Annotated in this window: 19 protein-coding genes; 9 read left to right on the top strand and 10 right to left on the bottom strand. The window is 60.5% G+C overall.

The window, feature by feature from the left end:
* Positions 1-51 precede the first annotated feature (51 nt).
* The 4 genes from C8K63_RS07780 to ntrC all read left to right on the top strand — a co-directional run bounded on the left by C8K63_RS07780 (position 52) and on the right by ntrC (position 3,934).
* Positions 52-567 carry a DUF4124 domain-containing protein gene (locus C8K63_RS07780; RefSeq protein ID WP_108216192.1) on the top strand — a complete coding sequence of 172 codons (516 nt, stop codon included), beginning with the start codon at positions 52-54 and terminating at the stop codon, positions 565-567.
* On the top strand, positions 564-1,184 hold the full coding sequence (locus C8K63_RS07775; protein ID WP_108216191.1) for a DUF4124 domain-containing protein: 621 nt from the start codon (positions 564-566) through the stop codon (positions 1,182-1,184). The genes C8K63_RS07780 and C8K63_RS07775 overlap by 4 nt, the downstream gene beginning before the upstream one ends.
* Before the next feature lie 231 nt (positions 1,185-1,415).
* Positions 1,416-2,501 (top strand): nitrogen regulation protein NR(II), encoded by a 1,086-nt coding sequence (gene glnL, locus C8K63_RS07770; protein WP_057712404.1) that lies wholly within the window; start codon positions 1,416-1,418, stop codon positions 2,499-2,501.
* Complete coding sequence (gene ntrC, locus C8K63_RS07765) at positions 2,498-3,934, top strand: nitrogen regulation protein NR(I) (RefSeq protein WP_108216190.1); 1,437 nt, start codon at positions 2,498-2,500, stop codon at positions 3,932-3,934. Before glnL ends, ntrC begins: the two co-directional genes overlap by 4 nt.
* Positions 3,935-4,490: 556 nt before the next feature.
* Here ntrC and C8K63_RS07760 read toward each other — a convergent pair.
* Positions 4,491-4,931: a hypothetical protein gene (locus tag C8K63_RS07760; protein ID WP_177413226.1), complete on the bottom strand. Its 441-nt coding sequence runs from the start codon at positions 4,929-4,931 to the stop codon at positions 4,491-4,493.
* Between C8K63_RS07760 and trmL the strand changes: the two genes are divergently transcribed.
* On the top strand, positions 4,930-5,385 hold the full coding sequence (gene trmL / locus C8K63_RS07755; protein ID WP_090452600.1) for a tRNA (uridine(34)/cytosine(34)/5-carboxymethylaminomethyluridine(34)-2'-O)-methyltransferase TrmL: 456 nt from the start codon (positions 4,930-4,932) through the stop codon (positions 5,383-5,385). The genes C8K63_RS07760 and trmL overlap by 2 nt on opposite strands.
* Before the next feature lie 95 nt (positions 5,386-5,480).
* Here the strand turns inward: trmL and secB are convergent, their stop codons facing one another.
* Genes secB through C8K63_RS07740 form a run of 3 tightly spaced genes read right to left on the bottom strand, consistent with a single transcriptional unit; the run spans position 5,481 to position 6,692 of the window.
* Complete coding sequence (gene secB / locus C8K63_RS07750; RefSeq protein ID WP_108216189.1) at positions 5,481-5,966, bottom strand: protein-export chaperone SecB; 486 nt, start codon at positions 5,964-5,966, stop codon at positions 5,481-5,483.
* 56 nt (positions 5,967-6,022) lie between these two features.
* The gene (gene grxC, locus C8K63_RS07745; RefSeq protein ID WP_108216188.1) at positions 6,023-6,277 is read right to left on the bottom strand and encodes a glutaredoxin 3; all 255 of its coding nucleotides are present in this window, start codon (positions 6,275-6,277) and stop codon (positions 6,023-6,025) included.
* A 1-nt stretch (position 6,278) separates the two neighbouring features.
* Positions 6,279-6,692, bottom strand: a complete 414-nt coding sequence (locus C8K63_RS07740; RefSeq protein ID WP_108216187.1) for a rhodanese-like domain-containing protein — start codon at positions 6,690-6,692, stop codon at positions 6,279-6,281.
* A 152-nt stretch (positions 6,693-6,844) separates the two neighbouring features.
* On the opposite strand from C8K63_RS07740, the gene gpmI reads away from it, so the two are divergent.
* The 4 genes from gpmI (at position 6,845) to C8K63_RS07720 (ending at position 12,042) form a co-directional block, all read left to right on the top strand.
* Positions 6,845-8,374: a 2,3-bisphosphoglycerate-independent phosphoglycerate mutase gene (gene gpmI, locus C8K63_RS07735; protein ID WP_108216186.1), complete on the top strand. Its 1,530-nt coding sequence runs from the start codon at positions 6,845-6,847 to the stop codon at positions 8,372-8,374.
* A gap of 240 nt (positions 8,375-8,614) precedes the next feature.
* The gene (locus tag C8K63_RS07730) at positions 8,615-9,910 is read left to right on the top strand and encodes a murein hydrolase activator EnvC (protein ID WP_108216185.1); all 1,296 of its coding nucleotides are present in this window, start codon (positions 8,615-8,617) and stop codon (positions 9,908-9,910) included.
* Positions 9,911-9,944: 34 nt separating this feature from the next.
* Positions 9,945-11,264, top strand: coding sequence for a S41 family peptidase (locus C8K63_RS07725; protein ID WP_108216184.1), 1,320 nt, complete (start codon positions 9,945-9,947; stop codon positions 11,262-11,264).
* 1 nt (position 11,265) lies between these two features.
* Positions 11,266-12,042, top strand: a complete 777-nt coding sequence (locus tag C8K63_RS07720) for a divergent polysaccharide deacetylase family protein (RefSeq protein ID WP_108216183.1) — start codon at positions 11,266-11,268, stop codon at positions 12,040-12,042.
* 129 nt (positions 12,043-12,171) lie between these two features.
* Here the strand turns inward: C8K63_RS07720 and C8K63_RS07710 are convergent, their stop codons facing one another.
* From C8K63_RS07710 to hisB, 6 genes are all read right to left on the bottom strand, one after another.
* Positions 12,172-12,927, bottom strand: a complete 756-nt coding sequence (locus tag C8K63_RS07710; protein WP_108216181.1) for an ABC transporter substrate-binding protein — start codon at positions 12,925-12,927, stop codon at positions 12,172-12,174.
* 72 nt (positions 12,928-12,999) lie between these two features.
* Entirely contained in the window at positions 13,000-13,770 is a 771-nt protein-coding gene (hisF, locus tag C8K63_RS07705; protein ID WP_007972752.1) for an imidazole glycerol phosphate synthase subunit HisF, read from the bottom strand.
* Between the two features lie 10 nt (positions 13,771-13,780).
* The gene (hisA, locus tag C8K63_RS07700) at positions 13,781-14,518 is read right to left on the bottom strand and encodes a 1-(5-phosphoribosyl)-5-[(5-phosphoribosylamino)methylideneamino]imidazole-4-carboxamide isomerase (protein ID WP_007972753.1); all 738 of its coding nucleotides are present in this window, start codon (positions 14,516-14,518) and stop codon (positions 13,781-13,783) included.
* Between the two features lie 42 nt (positions 14,519-14,560).
* Positions 14,561-14,821: a DUF2164 domain-containing protein gene (locus C8K63_RS07695; protein WP_095942301.1), complete on the bottom strand. Its 261-nt coding sequence runs from the start codon at positions 14,819-14,821 to the stop codon at positions 14,561-14,563.
* A complete protein-coding gene (gene hisH / locus C8K63_RS07690) occupies positions 14,822-15,460 on the bottom strand; it encodes an imidazole glycerol phosphate synthase subunit HisH (RefSeq protein WP_008047713.1) in 639 nt (212 codons plus the stop codon).
* Positions 15,460-16,053 (bottom strand): imidazoleglycerol-phosphate dehydratase HisB, encoded by a 594-nt coding sequence (gene hisB / locus C8K63_RS07685; RefSeq protein WP_003218037.1) that lies wholly within the window; start codon positions 16,051-16,053, stop codon positions 15,460-15,462. Before hisB ends, hisH begins: the two co-directional genes overlap by 1 nt.
* Between the last annotated feature and the right edge of the window lie 29 nt (positions 16,054-16,082).

The following is a 16,082-nucleotide window of genomic DNA, read 5'->3' as shown; positions in this document are numbered from 1 at the left end:
ACCAACCCTGACCTATGCTGCAACCCTACGTTTTCGTTTCCGGTTGTTTTTATGGGTCGCGGTTTTCTCTTCATCCTGCTGCTGATCGTTCTGCCCGCCACGGCGCAGATCTACAAGTACACGGACGCCAACGGCGCCACCGCGTACAGCAATCAACCGCCTGACGGCGTCAGCGCCCATCCGGTCGACCTGCCGCCTCTCAACAGCGTCGAGCGCCAGCCTCCCGGCGAAGCCGCACCGACTGCTGAAACCGCTCGCAATGAACCGCCCCACAAGGCCTATGAAGTACTGGAGCTGTCCGGCCTGCCCACCACCGAAGCCCTGCGCGCCAACAACGGCACGTTCACCATAACGGTGCTGATCAAGCCGCGCCTGCAAGCCCCCCACCTGTTGCGGCTACTGCTGGACGATCAGCCCTACGGCCAGCCAGGCAATGTGCCGAGCCTGCAGCTGGTGAACATCGATCGCGGCGAACACCGCCTTGCCGTACAAGTGATCGATGGCGGAAACGTTGTGCAGCAGAGCCCTGCGGTGACATTCACCGTACAGCGGGTGCACAAGCCTTGAAGGCGTGGCTACTGATCACCTGCCTGATCGCCCTGCCCGCCTCGGCAGAGGTCTTCATGTATGTCGACGCTCAGGGCAATCGGGTTTTCACCGACCATCCCAAACCCGGCGACGCCAGGCGCGTACCGCTGGCACCGAGCAATCGAATAGCGGCCAACCCCGCCCGCGCAGCGCCGTTGATTGCCCGGAGCAGCCCTGAAGTACAAGCGCTGTTCCACTATGAAGTACTGCGCATCCTGATCCCGGAACCCGACGCCACCATCCGCAGCAACACCGGCGAAGTCATCGTCAGCGCCACCAACGAACCGGCCCTGCACCCCGGTCACCGCTACCGGTTGCTGCTCGACGGCCAGCCCATCGCCGAACCCGGCCTGAGTCCGGTGTTCCCGCTGAGCAACCTCGATCGCGGCAGCCATACCCTGTCCGTGGAAATCCTCGACGAACAGGGACGCATCGTAGAACGCAGCGCCAGCCAGCCTTTCCACATGCAACGCATGTCTCTCACCCAGAAGCGCAGGATCAAACCCTGCACTCTCGAAGACTACGGCCAGCGGCCGGAATGCCCGCTCAGCGACAAACCCGGCGAAGAAAAAAATCCTTTCCTGAGACTTTTCTAACCTCGTTCAGGTTTGCGCACTATATTGGTGCAATTGCTTGCACCGTACTCACATTCCAACCCATTTTGGTTCGAAAGTACCCGCGAAAGCTGGCAAAGCGCCACGCAAACGAGCGTCAAACGCCTGTTTCAGGCGCTGAACGCTTCTTTTCGGAGCCTTGGTTTGGTTTTTGCATTTTGCCCGTACCAGCGCTTTTTTTCTTGCGCATGCTCTGCCCTAAAAGAGGTCCCGATGACCATTAGCGACGCACTCCACCGCTTGCTACTCGACAACCTCACCACTGCCACCATCCTGCTCGACGCCGAACTGCGCCTCGAGTACATGAACCCGGCGGCGGAGATGCTGCTGGCCATCAGCGGTCAACGCAGCCATGGGCAGTTCATCAGTGAGTTGTTTACCGAGTCGACCGAAGCGCTGAATTCGTTGCGCCAGGCCGTCGAACAAGCGCACCCGTTCACCAAACGCGAAGCCATGCTCACCGCCCTCACCGGCCAGACCCTGACTGTCGACTACGCGGTAACGCCGATCCTGAGCAACGGCGACACGATGCTGCTGCTCGAAGTCCACCCGCGTGACCGCTTGCTGCGGATCACCAAGGAAGAAGCACAGCTTTCCAAGCAAGAAACCAGCAAGATGCTGGTCCGCGGCCTGGCCCATGAAATCAAGAACCCGCTGGGCGGGATTCGCGGCGCGGCACAATTGCTGGCCCGGGAACTGCCGGAAGAAAGCCTGCGCGACTACACCAACGTCATCATCGAAGAAGCCGACCGCCTGCGTAACCTGGTGGACCGCATGCTCGGCTCCAACAAGTTGCCGTCGCTGGCCATGTGCAATGTCCACGAAGTGCTTGAGCGTGTCTGCCATCTGGTGGAGGCCGAAAGCCAGGGCTGCATCACCTTGGTGCGCGACTACGACCCAAGCATCCCCGACGTCCTGATCGACCGCGAGCAAATGATTCAGGCCGTGCTGAACATCGTGCGCAACGCCATGCAGGCCATCAGCAGCCAGAACGAACTGCGCCTGGGCCGCATCAGCCTGCGCACCCGCGCCATGCGCCAATTCACCATCGGCCACGTGCGTCATCGCCTGGTGACCAAGATCGAGATCATCGACAACGGTCCGGGCATCCCTGCAGAACTTCAGGAAACCATTTTCTTTCCCATGGTCAGCGGACGTCCGGACGGTACCGGACTGGGCCTGGCCATTACCCAGAACATCATCAGCCAGCACCAGGGCTTGATCGAATGTGACAGCCACCCCGGCCACACCACCTTCTCGATCTTTCTGCCACTGGAACAAGGAGCCACATCGACATGAGCCGTAGTGAAACCGTGTGGATCGTCGATGACGACCGTTCTATCCGTTGGGTCCTGGAAAAAGCCCTGCAGCAGGAAGGCATGACCACGCAAAGCTTCGACAGCGCCGATGGTGTGATGAGCCGCCTGGCTCGCCAGCAGCCGGACGTGATCATTTCCGATATCCGCATGCCCGGCGCCAGCGGCCTGGAGCTTCTGGCGCGGATTCGCGAGCAGCATCCACGACTGCCGGTCATCATCATGACCGCTCACTCCGACCTGGACAGCGCTGTCGCGTCCTATCAGGGCGGCGCTTTCGAGTACCTGCCCAAGCCGTTCGACGTCGACGAGGCGGTTTCCCTCGTCAAGCGCGCCAACCAGCACGCCCAGGAACAACAAGGCCTGGAAGTCGCCCCGACCCTGACCCGCACCCCGGAAATCATCGGCGAAGCGCCGGCGATGCAGGAAGTGTTTCGCGCCATCGGGCGCTTGAGCCACTCCAACATCACCGTACTGATCAACGGCGAATCGGGTACCGGTAAAGAGCTGGTGGCCCACGCCCTGCACCGTCACAGCCCGCGGGCAGCGTCGCCGTTCATCGCGCTGAACATGGCGGCGATCCCCAAAGACCTCATGGAATCCGAACTGTTCGGCCACGAGAAAGGCGCGTTCACCGGCGCGGCCAACCTGCGGCGCGGGCGCTTCGAACAGGCTGACGGCGGCACGCTGTTCCTCGATGAAATCGGCGACATGCCGGCCGACACCCAGACCCGGTTGCTTCGCGTACTGGCTGATGGCGAGTTTTACCGCGTCGGCGGTCATGTGCCGGTGAAGGTCGATGTGCGCATCATCGCTGCGACTCACCAGAATCTGGAAACCCTGGTGCATGCCGGAAAATTCCGTGAGGACCTGTTCCATCGCCTCAACGTGATCCGCATCCACATCCCGCGCCTGTCGGACCGTCGCGAAGACATCCCGACCCTGGCCAAGCACTTCCTCAGCCGCGCAGCCCAGGAGCTGGCCGTCGAGCCAAAGCTGCTGAAAAGCGAAACCGAGGAATACCTGAAGAACCTGCCGTGGCCCGGCAACGTGCGGCAGCTGGAGAACACCTGCCGCTGGATCACGGTGATGGCTTCAGGTCGCGAAGTGCATATCGGTGACCTGCCGCCGGAGCTGCTGAGCCTGCCGCAGGATTCGGCGCCCGTGACCAACTGGGAGCAGGCCCTGCGCCAGTGGGCCGACCAGGCGCTGGCCCGCGGCCAGTCGAGCCTGCTCGACAGCGCCGTGCCGGCCTTCGAGCGGATCATGATCGAGACCGCGCTCAAACACACAGCCGGCCGCCGTCGCGATGCCGCCGTGTTGCTGGGCTGGGGGCGCAACACCTTGACCCGCAAGATCAAGGAACTGGGGATGAAGGTGGATGGTGGGGATGATGATGAGGGGGATGAGGGCTAAACAGCCTTTGTTTCTTCGCTGACCGTTAGGCCCAATCGCGAGCAGGCTCGCTCCTACAGTGGATTTTCGGTGTTTTCACTATCGTGTAGACACCATCGAACCCTGTAGGAGCGAGCCTGCTCGCGATGCTTTTGGGGTTATCTGTGCACCGCCGCAATGCACCGTGAACCGCAATCGCGCACAAAAACAGCGTCGAAACCCTACCTGCGTTCGCAATCGAACCCCTATCGAAAAAACACGAAAGCCCCGGATTACGGGGCTTTCGGCGTTTTTAGGCGTTTTTTTGTTTCGCACTGTTAAAACCTGGCACGCCCCCTGCATTAACCCTATCAAGTGAACCAGTTCACCTACCCGGTTTCGGGGACCTTGGTACAGGCAGGCCGGGGATTCCCCTCTTTACACCGGGCTCACACCGCATCCGCGACGAGCCCAGCCGTTTGGGGCCCTTGATACAGGCAGGTCAGGGGTTCCTTCTTTACACCAGGCTCACACCGCATTCGCGACGAGCCTCCCGTTTTGGGGACCTTGGTACAGGCAGGCCGGGGATTCCCCTCTTTTATTGCTCCCGGAGATGGATCTCCAGCCGCCAGCGGTCATCGACCTCGCTACCGGCCCACTCGCCCTGCAGGGGGCGGGCCGCCACCAGTGTCAGCAACAGCCCCCCATCGCTCAAACGTACCCGCCAGTTCACGTCCTTGCCGCCGAGCTTGAGCTGGCCTTTCTGCGCCTTGCCCTCGGCGCCAAACAGCAGCGCGACACTGCCATCAACCATCTCGCCGTGGGTCTTGGGCTCGTTGTTGAACCACACCACCAGCCCGTCGCTCGTCACCTCAACCTGCTGCAACTGGCTGGGGTCTGGCGTGGTCAGGCGACCGATCATCATCCCGACCATTACCCCGACAATCGCCAGCGAGCCCATCACCCGCAGGAATAGTTTCGAACGCTCGCCTTCTGGCGGCGTAGAATGCGCGTCATCTTTACCTTCGGAGCCGTGCATGTTTCACGTCATCCTTTTCCAACCAGAAATTCCGCCGAATACCGGCAACGTTATCAGGCTGTGCGCCAACAGTGGCTGCCACCTGCATTTGATCGAACCGCTGGGCTTCGAGATGGACGACAAGCGCCTGCGCCGGGCCGGCCTCGATTACCACGAGTATGCCACCCTGCAACGCCACGCGGACCTTGCCAGCTGCCTGGAAAGCCTCGGCCATCCACGACTGTTCGCCTTCACCACCAAGGGTTCGCGGCCGTTCCACGATGCCAGCTTCGCCCCGGGCGATGCGTTCCTGTTCGGCCCGGAAAGCCGAGGCTTGCCCGCTGAGGTGCTGGATGCCCTGCCCGGCGAGCAACGCCTGCGCCTGCCGATGCGCGAGGGCTGCCGCAGCCTGAATCTGTCCAATACCGTGGCGGTGGCCGTTTACGAAGCCTGGCGTCAGAACGACTTCAAATAACACCACGACCCAATGTAGGAGCTGCCGCAGGTTTCGTTTGGCCCATGAAAAAAGCGCCGTCAAAGGCGCTTTTTCATGGGCCAAACGAAGCTTTTTTATTGAACGGTCGGAGCGTCGCCCGAATCCTGCATGCGTTGCCGCTCTTGAGCGTACAGCGCATCGAAGTTTACCGGAGCCAGCATCAGCGCCGGGAACGAACCACGGGTCACCAGGCTGTCCAGCGCTTCGCGAGCGTACGGGAACAGGATGTTCGGGCAGAACGCACCCAGGGTGTGGCTCATCGAAGCGGCGTCCAGGTTCTTGATCAGGAAGATCCCGGCCTGCTGCACTTCAGCGATAAACGCCACTTCTTCGCTGTTTTTCACCGTGACCGACAGGGTCAGCACGACTTCGTGGAAGTCACCTTCCAGAGACGTTTGTTTAGTCTGCAGATCCAGAGCGACGCTCGGCTCCCACTGCTGGCGGAAGATCGCCGGGCTTTTCGGAGCTTCGAAGGACAGGTCACGCACATAAATGCGCTGCAAGGAGAATTGCGGTGCAGTTTCTTCTTCGGTCGCAGCAGTGTTCTGTTGGTCAGTCATCGCAGATCCTTCTTGATCCAGGGTTCTTTTAGGTTTGCTTGTTTGGGGTATTACCGTCAGGCCCTGAGCAGCGCGTCGAGCTTGCCGGCACGCTCCAGGGCGAACAAATCATCACAACCGCCCACGTGGGTGCTGCCGATCCAGATTTGCGGCACGGACGTACGCCCGGCCTTCTGGGCCATCGCAGCGCGCACCTGCGGCTTGCCATCGACCTTGATCTCTTCGAAGGCCACGCCTTTGTTCTCGAGCAGGTACTTGGCTCGCGAGCAGAAAGGGCAGTAATCGCTGGAATAGACGACGACGCTACTCATATCACTTCACCAGCGGCAGATTGTCGGCTTTCCAGCTGGAGATACCGCCGGACAGCTTGGCGGCGGTGAAGCCGGATTTCATCAGTTCGCGGGCGTGGGTGCCGGCGGTCTGGCCCATGGCGTCGACCAGGATGATGGTCTTGGCCTTGTGCTTTTCCAGTTCGCCAACGCGGGCGGCCAGTTTGTCCTGGGGAATGTTCAGCGCGCCGACAATGTGACCGGCGGCGAAATCCTTGGTTGGACGAATGTCGATCACCACGCCTGCGTCCTTGTTGACCAGCCCGGTCAGTTCGCCGGTGCTCAGGCTACGGCCGCCGCCCTGCATTTGATAGGCAATCAGCAACGCCAGCAGTACGACGAAGATACCGACGAGAATGTAGTGGTTAGTGGCGAATTCAATCAGGTGAGCAACCATCGAAGGAGGTTCCAGGGCGTTAAAATGTCGGCCAGTATACACAGCCACTATGGTGGGCCAAACCCCGTCCGGCGGTGACGTGGCAGGAACTTCGCTTTAAACTGCGACTCCTTTTTCCATTACCCCTTTTACCTCAGCCACGAGTGGATTCCATGACTACCACGCCTAAACCTTTGGTCCTGATCATTCTCGACGGCTTCGGTCACAGTGAGAGCCCTGAATCCAACGCCATCTTCGCCGCGAAGAAGCCCGTACTGGACCGCCTGTGGGCCACAGTGCCGAACGGCCTGATCTCCGGCAGCGGCATGGACGTCGGCCTGCCGGATGGCCAGATGGGCAACTCCGAAGTCGGCCACATGAACCTCGGCGCCGGCCGCGTGGTGTATCAGGACTTCACGCGCGTCACCAAATCGATCCGCGACGGCGAGTTCTTCGAGAACCCGACCATCTGCGCCGCCGTGGACAAAGCCGTCGCCGCTGGCAAAGCCGTGCATTTCATGGGCCTGTTGTCCGATGGCGGCGTGCATAGCCACCAGGATCACCTGGTCGCCATGGCCGAACTGGCCTTCAAGCGCGGTGCGCAAAACATCTACCTGCACGCCTTCCTCGACGGCCGCGATACTCCGCCAAAAAGCGCGCAGTCGTCGATCGAACTGCTCGACGCGACTTTCCAGGCCTTGGGCAAAGGCCGGATCGCCAGCATCATCGGTCGCTATTACGCCATGGACCGCGACAACCGTTGGGACCGCGTGTCTCAGGCCTACAACCTGATTGTCGATGGTCAGGGCGAATTCAACGCCGCCACCGCTCAGGAAGGCCTGCAAGCAGCCTACGAGCGTGGCGAGAGCGACGAATTCGTCAAAGCTACCTCCATTGGCGAGCCGGTAAAAGTCGAAGACGGTGATGCCGTGGTGTTCATGAACTTTCGCGCCGACCGCGCCCGCGAACTGACACGCGTGTTCGTCGAAGACAACTTCAGTGAGTTCGAGCGTGCCCGCCAGCCGAAACTGGCCGGTTTCGTCATGCTGACCCAATACGCCGCCAGCATCCCTGCACCGTCGGCTTTTGCTGCCGGCAGCCTGGAAAATGTGCTGGGCGACTATCTGGCGAAAAACGGCAAGACCCAGCTGCGCATCGCTGAAACCGAAAAATATGCCCACGTGACCTTCTTCTTCTCCGGCGGCCGCGAAGAACCGTTCCCGGGCGAAGAACGCATCCTGATTCCGTCGCCGAAAGTCGCCACCTATGACTTGCAACCGGAAATGAGCGCACCGGAAGTCACCGACCGCATCGTCGATGCCATCGAAAACCAGCGTTACGACGTGATCGTGGTCAACTACGCCAACGGCGACATGGTCGGCCACAGCGGCGTGTTCGAAGCGGCGGTCAAGGCCGTTGAATGCCTGGACCTGTGCGTGGGTCGCATCGTCGATGCACTGGAAAAGGTCGGTGGCGAAGCGCTGATCACGGCTGACCACGGTAACGTCGAGCAAATGTCCGATGAGACCACTGGCCAGGCGCACACTGCGCATACCACCGAGCCGGTGCCATTCATCTATGTCGGCAAGCGCGACCTGAAGGTCCGCGAAGGCGGCGTGCTGGCGGACGTGGCGCCGACCATGCTGAAGTTGCTGGGCCTTGAGCAACCGGCGGAAATGACCGGGACTTCGATTCTGGTCTGATTAGATCTTCCGAACGCCACAAAACCCTGTGGGGAGCCTGCTCGCGATAGCAATCTGACAGTCAATATCGATATTGAATGTTAGGACGCCATCGCGAGCAGTCGAGCGTCGACCGGCTGCTCCTACAGTGGGTTTTCGGTGTTTTTCGGCCCAGTTATCACACAGTCAGAAATGGGCATTTTTTTTGCCGCCCATGGCGGGCATACTAGGCTGTCCCTTTCCCTGGTGCCGCCCGCCCCTATGCTTCGCGTCCTGATAGCCCTAGCCTTGACATGCCTGCTCCAACCGGCCTTTGCTGACGAGCGCGCAGACACCCAACAACAGTTGGACGCCACGCGTCAGGATATTGCCGAGCTGAAGAAACTGCTGGGCAAGCTGCAGGAAGAGAAGTCCGGTGTGCAGAAAGAGCTCAAGGGCACCGAAACCGAAATGGGCAAGCTCGAGAAGCAGGTCGAAGCCCTGCAAAAAGAGCTGAAGAAAAGCGAAGCCGAGCTACAGCGCCTCGATGCAGAGAAAAAAAAACTCCAGAGCGCGCGCACTGAGCAGCAACGACTGATCGCCATGCAGGCCCGGGCGGCCTACCAGAACGGTCGTCAGGAATACCTCAAGCTGCTGCTCAACCAGCAAAATCCTGAAAAATTCGCTCGCACCCTCACCTATTACGACTACCTGAGCCAGGCTCGCCTGGAGCAGCTGAAAAGTTTCAACGAAACCCTGCGCCAACTGTCAAACGTCGAGAAAGACATCGCCATGCAACAGGCGCAATTGCTGGTGCAGCAAAGCAGCCTCGATACCCAGCGTGACGAACTCGAGAAAGTTCGCCAGGAGCGCCAGAAAGTCCTGGCCAAACTCAATGACGACGTAAAGGCTCGCGATCAGAAACTGGCTGCTCGCGAGCAGGATCAGGCAGACCTGTCTAAAGTCCTTAAAACCATTGAAGAAACCCTGGCCCGCCAGGCCCGTGAGGCAGAAGAAGCGCGGCAAAAAGCGCTGATTGCCCAGCAGGAAGCCGAAAAAAAGCGTTTACGTGAGGCCCAGGCGCAGGCAGATGCCAGCGACGATGCCCCACGCAAACCGGTCAGATCGACACCAGGCGCACTGGTTTCCAGTTCCGGCGAGACCTTTGGCGGCCCGTTTGCGTCAACCCGCGGCAAACTTCCCTGGCCTGTCGACGGTCGACTGCTGGCGCGTTTCGGTGAAAGCCGTGGCGACGATGCCCGGACCAAGTGGGACGGCGTGATGATCGGCGCGTCTGCCGGCAGTGCAGTGCGTGCCGTACACGGTGGTCGCGTGGTGTTCGCCGACTGGTTGCGTGGCGCCGGGTTGCTGGTGATTCTCGACCACGGCAATGGTTATCTGAGTCTGTACGGTCACAACCAGACGCTGCTCAAGTCTGCGGGTGACGTTGTAAAAGCCGGTGAGCCTATTTCCACTGTCGGTAACAGTGGCGGGCAGGACACACCAGCGCTGTATTTCGCAATTCGTCAGCTGGGTCACCCGAGTGACCCCGCGCAATGGTGCCACGCGCAAGGATAGGCGTTGAGTTACCTACATTAGGAGTTCGTTCGACATGCTGTATTTGTCCCGCCTTACCTCGCTGGCCCTGACGATCGCCCTGGTGATCGGCGCGCCTCTGGCGTTTGCCGCTCAACCAGCCCCGGCGGTTGCGCCTGCAGGCACTGCTGCGACCACCAAGGCGCCACTGCCGCTGGATGAGTTGCGCACCTTTGCCGAGGTGATGGACCGGATCAAAGCCGCTTATGTCGAACCAGTGGACGACAAGACTCTGCTGGAAAACGCCATCAAGGGCATGCTCGGCAACCTCGATCCGCATTCGGCCTACCTCGGCCCTGAAGACTTCGCCGAGTTGCAGGAAAGCACCAGCGGGGAATTCGGTGGCCTGGGTATCGAAGTCGGTGCCGAAGACGGCTTCATCAAGGTGGTTTCGCCCATCGATGACACCCCGGCCTCCAAGGCCGGCATCCAGGCCGGCGACTTCATCGTCAAGATCAACGGCCAACCCACCCGTGGCCAGAGCATGACCGAAGCCGTCGACAAGATGCGCGGCAAGATCGGCCAGAAAATCACCCTGACCCTGGTGCGCGACGGCGGGGCACCGTTCGACGTGACCCTGACTCGCGCCGTCATTCAGGTGAAGAGCGTGAAGAGCCAGTTGCTGGAGTCGGGCTACGGCTATATCCGCATCACCCAGTTCCAGGTCAAGACCGGCGAAGAGGTTTCCAAGGCCCTGGCCAAGCTGCGCAAGGACAACGGCAAGAAGCTCAAGGGCATCATTCTCGACCTGCGCAACAACCCGGGCGGGGTGTTGCAATCGGCGGTCGAAGTGGTCGACCACTTCATTACCAAGGGCCTGATCGTTTACACCAAGGGCCGTATTGCCAACTCCGAGCTGCGCTTCTCTGCCACCGGCAAGGACGAAAGCGAAGCCGTGCCAATGGTCGTGCTGATCAACGGCGGCAGCGCTTCGGCTTCGGAAATTGTCGCCGGCGCCCTGCAGGACCAGAAACGCGCCGTGCTGATGGGCACCACCAGTTTCGGCAAGGGCTCGGTACAGACGGTTCTGCCGCTCAACAACGAGCGCGCATTGAAGATCACCACGGCGCTGTATTACACGCCGAACGGCCGCTCCATCCAGGCCCAGGGCATCGTCCCGGACATCGAAGTGCGCAAGGCCAAGATCACCAGCGAGCAGGACAGCGACTACTTCAAGGAAGCGGACCTGCAGGGTCACCTGGGCAACGGCAACGGCGGCGCAGACAAACCGACCGGTTCCAGCGGCAAAGCCAAGCCGATGCCACAGGACGATGATTACCAATTGGCCCAGGCCCTGAGCCTGCTCAAAGGGCTGAGCATCACGTCCGGCCGTTGAGATGCTTCTGCGGTTGCTGATCGGGCTGTTGTGTTGTCTGGCGGGTATTGCTCACGCAGAACCCGCCGGATCGACGCCCCACAAAGCCTACCTGAGTCTGATCATCGATGACCTGGGGCAGAACCTGCCCCGGGATCGCCGCGTGCTGGCCCTGCCCGGCCCTGTGACCACGGCAATCATGCCGGACACGCCCCACGCCACCGAGTTCGCCCGCGAAGCCCGTCGCGCCGGCAAGATCGTCATTCTGCACATGCCTATGGATCCGGCCACCGGACCGTTCGCCTGGCATCCCGAGCTGCCCGTCGAGGAGCTGGAAAAACGCCTGAACGCCGCGTTCAAAATGGTCCCGTACGCCAGCGGCATCAACAACCACATGGGCAGCCGCATGACCGCACAACCAGCGGCTATGGCCTGGCTGATGGCGGATTTGCAACGACGACACAAGTTCTTCGTCGACAGCCGCACCAGTGCCGGGACTGTGGCCGCTGCCCAAGCACAGAAGATCGGTCTGGCGAGCGTTTCGCGGGATGTGTTTCTCGATGATGAACGTACTGAAGCAGCAATCCTGACCCAGTTGCAGACCGCGATCAGCCTCGCGCACAAGCAGGGTTCGGCGGTGATGATCGGGCATCCGTATCCCCAGACCCTGGCGGTGCTGGAACGCGAATTACCCAAGCTCAAGGCTCAGGGGATCGAGTGGATTGATATCCGGCAGATGATCAGTGTGCGCAGCAACCGGGCGACGGCGGCGCATGGCAAGGATGGGGTGTATCGCTAATCCGTGGGCACTACCAAACAACTGTGGGAGCGAGCCTGCTCGCGATGGGGTCATGACAGTCACCGCAAATGTCGACTGTAAAACCGCTTTCGCGAGCAGGCTCGCTCCCACATTGATTTGTGCAGGACTCTACAGATACTGCGCCATGATCTCGTCCACCCGCCCTTCCTTGCGCATCTGGTCCAGTGCCGCCTGGAGCTTGGCCACCGTTTCGTCCGGCACATTCTTGTTCAGCGCCAGGTACAGTTCGGCACTGTTGAAACGCAGTACGGTTTTCAACCCGTTAACCCCTTCCTGGCGCGCCAGATAGCGCCCGGCCGGGTCACCGGTGGCCCACAGGTCGATCTGGCCGTTGACCAGTTTTCTCGCGTTGTCCTGATCACGCAGCACAACGATCGGGTTGAGGCCTTGCTTGGCCAGCGTCTCGGCAATGGCGTCGCCCTTGTAGGCGCCGATCTTGTACTTGCGCGCGTCATTCAAGGTTTCGAGGGTGATCTTGCTGTCAGCCTTGGCCAGCATGATCCAGTCATCCGGGCCAATCGGACCTACCCATTTGAATAGCTTTTCGCGATCCGGCAACCGCGCCATGACGAATACGCCGTAACCGGGTTTTTCCAGGGTGAGTTTGTAGATTCGCTCCCAAGGGAAACGCAGCGTCAGGCTGTAGGTAATGTCGGCGCGCTTGAAGATCTCGCGGACGATATCGGTGGCGATGCCATTGATGTTCTCGTCCTGAGCGAAGTTCTTGCCGTTCTTCGCCATGTTGTATGGCGGGAAGTTTTCCGTCAGCAACACCAGGCCGGTATCGGAACGATCTGCAGCGTGTGCCCCGTTAATGAGCAACAGAGAAGCACTGGCGAGAACGAGAAGAAAGCGTTTAAGCATATCTGGCTACCGAAATCCATGGCGTACCCAAGAGTGCCTTGGGCCCGCCATGATGTCCACTAGCCTGTATGTTTAGCGCATCACTATTCCGCGATGGGCCATATAGGCCTTGGCTTCCTGCACGGTGTATTCGCCGAAGTGGAAAATACTTGCCGCCAATACCGCACTGGCGTGGCCTTCGATAATGCCGTCGGCCAGGTGCTGCAGGTTGCCGACACCGCCGGAGGCAATCACCGGAATGCCCAGCGCATCGCTGATGGCGCGGGTGACGCCCAGGTCGAAGCCGTTTTTCATGCCGTCCTGGTCCATGCTGGTCAGCAGGATTTCGCCGGCACCCAGGCCTTCCATTTTCTTCGCCCACTCAACGGCATCGAGACCGGTTGGCTTGCGACCGCCGTGGGTGAAGATTTCCCAGCGCGGGGTTTCGCCCGGCCCGGAAACCTTCTTCGCGTCGATGGCCACCACAATGCATTGCGAACCGAAATGCTGCGCGGCCTCGCCGACGAATTCCGGGTTGAACACCGCGGCGGTGTTGATCGAAACCTTGTCCGCGCCGGCATTGAGCAGGTTGCGGATGTCCTGCACGGTGCGTACGCCGCCGCCCACGGTCAGTGGGATGAACACCTGGCTGGCCATGCGTTCGACGGTGTGCAGCGTGGTGTCGCGGCCGTCGACGCTGGCGGTGATGTCGAGAAAGGTAATCTCGTCGGCACCTTGCTCGTCGTAGCGACGAGCAATTTCCACCGGGTCACCGGCGTCGCGGATGTTTTCGAACTTCACACCCTTGACCACCCGGCCGTTGTCCACGTCCAGGCAAGGGATGATGCGTTTGGCCAGGGCCATGGTCGTTTCCTCAGCCTTTGTACGAATCGCAGAAAGCTTGCGCTTCGGCGACGTCGAGGGTGCCTTCGTAGATCGCACGGCCGGTGATCGCGCCGATGATGCCTGGCGCCTTGGCGTCGAGCAGGGTCTTGATGTCACCCAGGTTGTGGATGCCGCCGGAAGCGATCACCGGGATCTTTGTTGCAGCAGCCAGCGCGGCGGTAAACGGTACGTTGCAACCCTGCATCATGCCGTCTTTGGCGATGTCGGTATAAACGATGGCGGACACGCCGTCGGCTTCGAACTGCTTGGCCAGGTCGATCACCTGAATGGTGCTGATCTCAGCCCAGCCATCGGTGGCGACGAAACCGTCCTTGGCGTCCAGGCCAACGATTACCTTTCCCGGGAACGCGCGGCAGGCTTCAGCGACGAAGGCCGGATCTTTCACGGCCTTGGTGCCGATGATCACGTAGCTCACGCCCGCTTTCACGTAGTGCTCGATGGTTTCCAGGGAGCGGATACCGCCGCCGATCTGGATCGGCAGGTTCGGGTAGCGCTTGGCGATGGCAGTGACCACTTCACCGTTGACTGGCTGGCCTTCGAACGCACCGTTCAGGTCGACCAGATGCAGACGACGGCAACCGCCCTCCACCCACTTGGCAGCCATGCTCACCGGGTCATCGGAGAACACCGTGGAATCTTCCATACGGCCCTGGCGCAGACGAACACAGGCACCGTCTTTAAGATCGATAGCGGGAATAATCAGCATCTGGCAAACCTTCAAATTTGAATGATCAGCTTGGCTCGGAAATCAGTTTTTCTCGAGCGCCCACAGGTCACTTTCGATGCTTTCGAACCTCTCTTTGAGGTGCGCCTGCACATCGAAAATCGCCCTGTTGTAATAGTGCGGAGCAATTTCACGGGTAAACAGCTCAAGAATCTCCGCCGCCTCGAACGAGCCGAGGTCGAGTTCGAAGCGGTCCTCCATGAAACGCTTGATCTTGCGATTGGCCTCGCTCTCCTGCTCGGGAGTGAGGGTCAGAATCGGCGGCTTGGACTTCTTGGTTGCCATTTACCAGCGACCGTCCCACGCAGCGAAGTTCTGCAGCAACTGCAGGCCATGGGTATGGCTTTTCTCCGGGTGGAACTGCACGGCGAAACGCGAGCCTTCGGCCAGCGCCGCGGCGAAATCGACACCGTAGTGACCGCCCCCCACCACCTGCCGCGCGTTGGCGGCAGCGATGTAGTAGCTGTGCACGAAGTAGAACCGCGCCATGTCCGGAATGTCGTGCCACAGCGGGTGACTGACCTTCTGCTTCACTTCGTTCCAGCCCATGTGCGGGACTTTCAGGTGTTCGCCGTCTTCGACCAGATCCTTGCCGAAGAACTTCACCGCACCCGGGAACAGGCCGATGCAGTCGACTCCGTCGTTCTCTTCGCTGGTGTCGAGCAAGGCTTGCATGCCCACGCAGATGCCGAGGAACGGACGGTCCTGGCTGACTTCACGTACCAGCGAATCGAAGCCGAGGCGACGGATCTCCGCCATGCAATCGCGAATCGCGCCGACGCCAGGGAAAACCACCCGGTCGGCTTCGCGAATCACGTTCGCATCGCTGGTGATCAGCACCTTGCCGGCACCGACGTGCTCGAGGGCCTTGGCCACCGAGTGCAGGTTGCCCATGCCGTAATCGATAACCGCGACTGTCTGCATTACAGGACGCCCTTGGTCGATGGCATTTGCCCGGCCATGCGGTCATCGAGCTCCACGGCCATGCGCAGGGCGCGGCCGAAAGCCTTGAACACGGTTTCGATCTGGTGGTGGGTGTTGGTGCCACGCAGGTTATCGATGTGCAGGCTGACCAATGCATGGTTGACAAAGCCCTGGAAGAATTCCTGGAACAGGTCAACGTCGAAGCCGCCCACGGTGGCGCGGGTGTACGGCACGTGCATCTGCAGGCCTGGGCGACCGGAGAAGTCGATCACCACGCGCGACAGCGCTTCATCGAGCGGCACGTAGGCGTGGCCGTAGCGACGGATGCCTTTCTTGTCGCCGATGGCTTTGGCAAACGCCTGGCCGAGGGTGATACCGACGTCTTCCACCGTGTGGTGGTCATCGATATGCAGGTCGCCCTTGCTGACAATATCCAGGTCGATCAGCCCGTGACGGGCGATCTGGTCCAGCATGTGCTCAAGAAAAGGAACACCGATATCGAATCGGGCCTTTCCGGTGCCATCGAGGTTGATCGAGGCTTTGATCTGGGTTTCCAGAGTGTCGCGCTCGACAGACGCCTTACGTTCGGCCATCACCAGCTCCGCAAAATCATTGGGCGAAA

Origin of the sequence: Pseudomonas sp. GV085 (assembly GCF_003050925.1) — a bacterium.
Lineage (GTDB): Bacteria > Pseudomonadota > Gammaproteobacteria > Pseudomonadales > Pseudomonadaceae > Aquipseudomonas.
This window is presented reverse-complemented; position numbering and strand designations above follow the sequence as displayed.

Coding starts and splice junctions, on each gene's coding strand:
- ntrC (WP_108216190.1), top strand. CDS start 2,498: ATGAGCCGTAGTGAAACCGTGTGGATCGTCGATGACGACCGTTCTATC.
- C8K63_RS07710 (WP_108216181.1), bottom strand. CDS start 12,927: ATGCTTAAACGCTTTCTTCTCGTTCTCGCCAGTGCTTCTCTGTTGCTC.
- C8K63_RS07730 (WP_108216185.1), top strand. CDS start 8,615: ATGCTTCGCGTCCTGATAGCCCTAGCCTTGACATGCCTGCTCCAACCG.
- C8K63_RS07725 (WP_108216184.1), top strand. CDS start 9,945: ATGCTGTATTTGTCCCGCCTTACCTCGCTGGCCCTGACGATCGCCCTG.
- hisB (WP_003218037.1), bottom strand. CDS start 16,053: ATGGCCGAACGTAAGGCGTCTGTCGAGCGCGACACTCTGGAAACCCAG.
- hisH (WP_008047713.1), bottom strand. CDS start 15,460: ATGCAGACAGTCGCGGTTATCGATTACGGCATGGGCAACCTGCACTCG.
- trmL (WP_090452600.1), top strand. CDS start 4,930: ATGTTTCACGTCATCCTTTTCCAACCAGAAATTCCGCCGAATACCGGC.
- C8K63_RS07760 (WP_177413226.1), bottom strand. CDS start 4,931: ATGCACGGCTCCGAAGGTAAAGATGACGCGCATTCTACGCCGCCAGAA.
- C8K63_RS07740 (WP_108216187.1), bottom strand. CDS start 6,692: ATGGTTGCTCACCTGATTGAATTCGCCACTAACCACTACATTCTCGTC.
- hisF (WP_007972752.1), bottom strand. CDS start 13,770: ATGGCCCTGGCCAAACGCATCATCCCTTGCCTGGACGTGGACAACGGC.
- hisA (WP_007972753.1), bottom strand. CDS start 14,518: ATGCTGATTATTCCCGCTATCGATCTTAAAGACGGTGCCTGTGTTCGT.
- C8K63_RS07720 (WP_108216183.1), top strand. CDS start 11,266: ATGCTTCTGCGGTTGCTGATCGGGCTGTTGTGTTGTCTGGCGGGTATT.
- C8K63_RS07695 (WP_095942301.1), bottom strand. CDS start 14,821: ATGGCAACCAAGAAGTCCAAGCCGCCGATTCTGACCCTCACTCCCGAG.
- secB (WP_108216189.1), bottom strand. CDS start 5,966: ATGACTGACCAACAGAACACTGCTGCGACCGAAGAAGAAACTGCACCG.
- glnL (WP_057712404.1), top strand. CDS start 1,416: ATGACCATTAGCGACGCACTCCACCGCTTGCTACTCGACAACCTCACC.
- gpmI (WP_108216186.1), top strand. CDS start 6,845: ATGACTACCACGCCTAAACCTTTGGTCCTGATCATTCTCGACGGCTTC.
- C8K63_RS07780 (WP_108216192.1), top strand. CDS start 52: ATGGGTCGCGGTTTTCTCTTCATCCTGCTGCTGATCGTTCTGCCCGCC.
- grxC (WP_108216188.1), bottom strand. CDS start 6,277: ATGAGTAGCGTCGTCGTCTATTCCAGCGATTACTGCCCTTTCTGCTCG.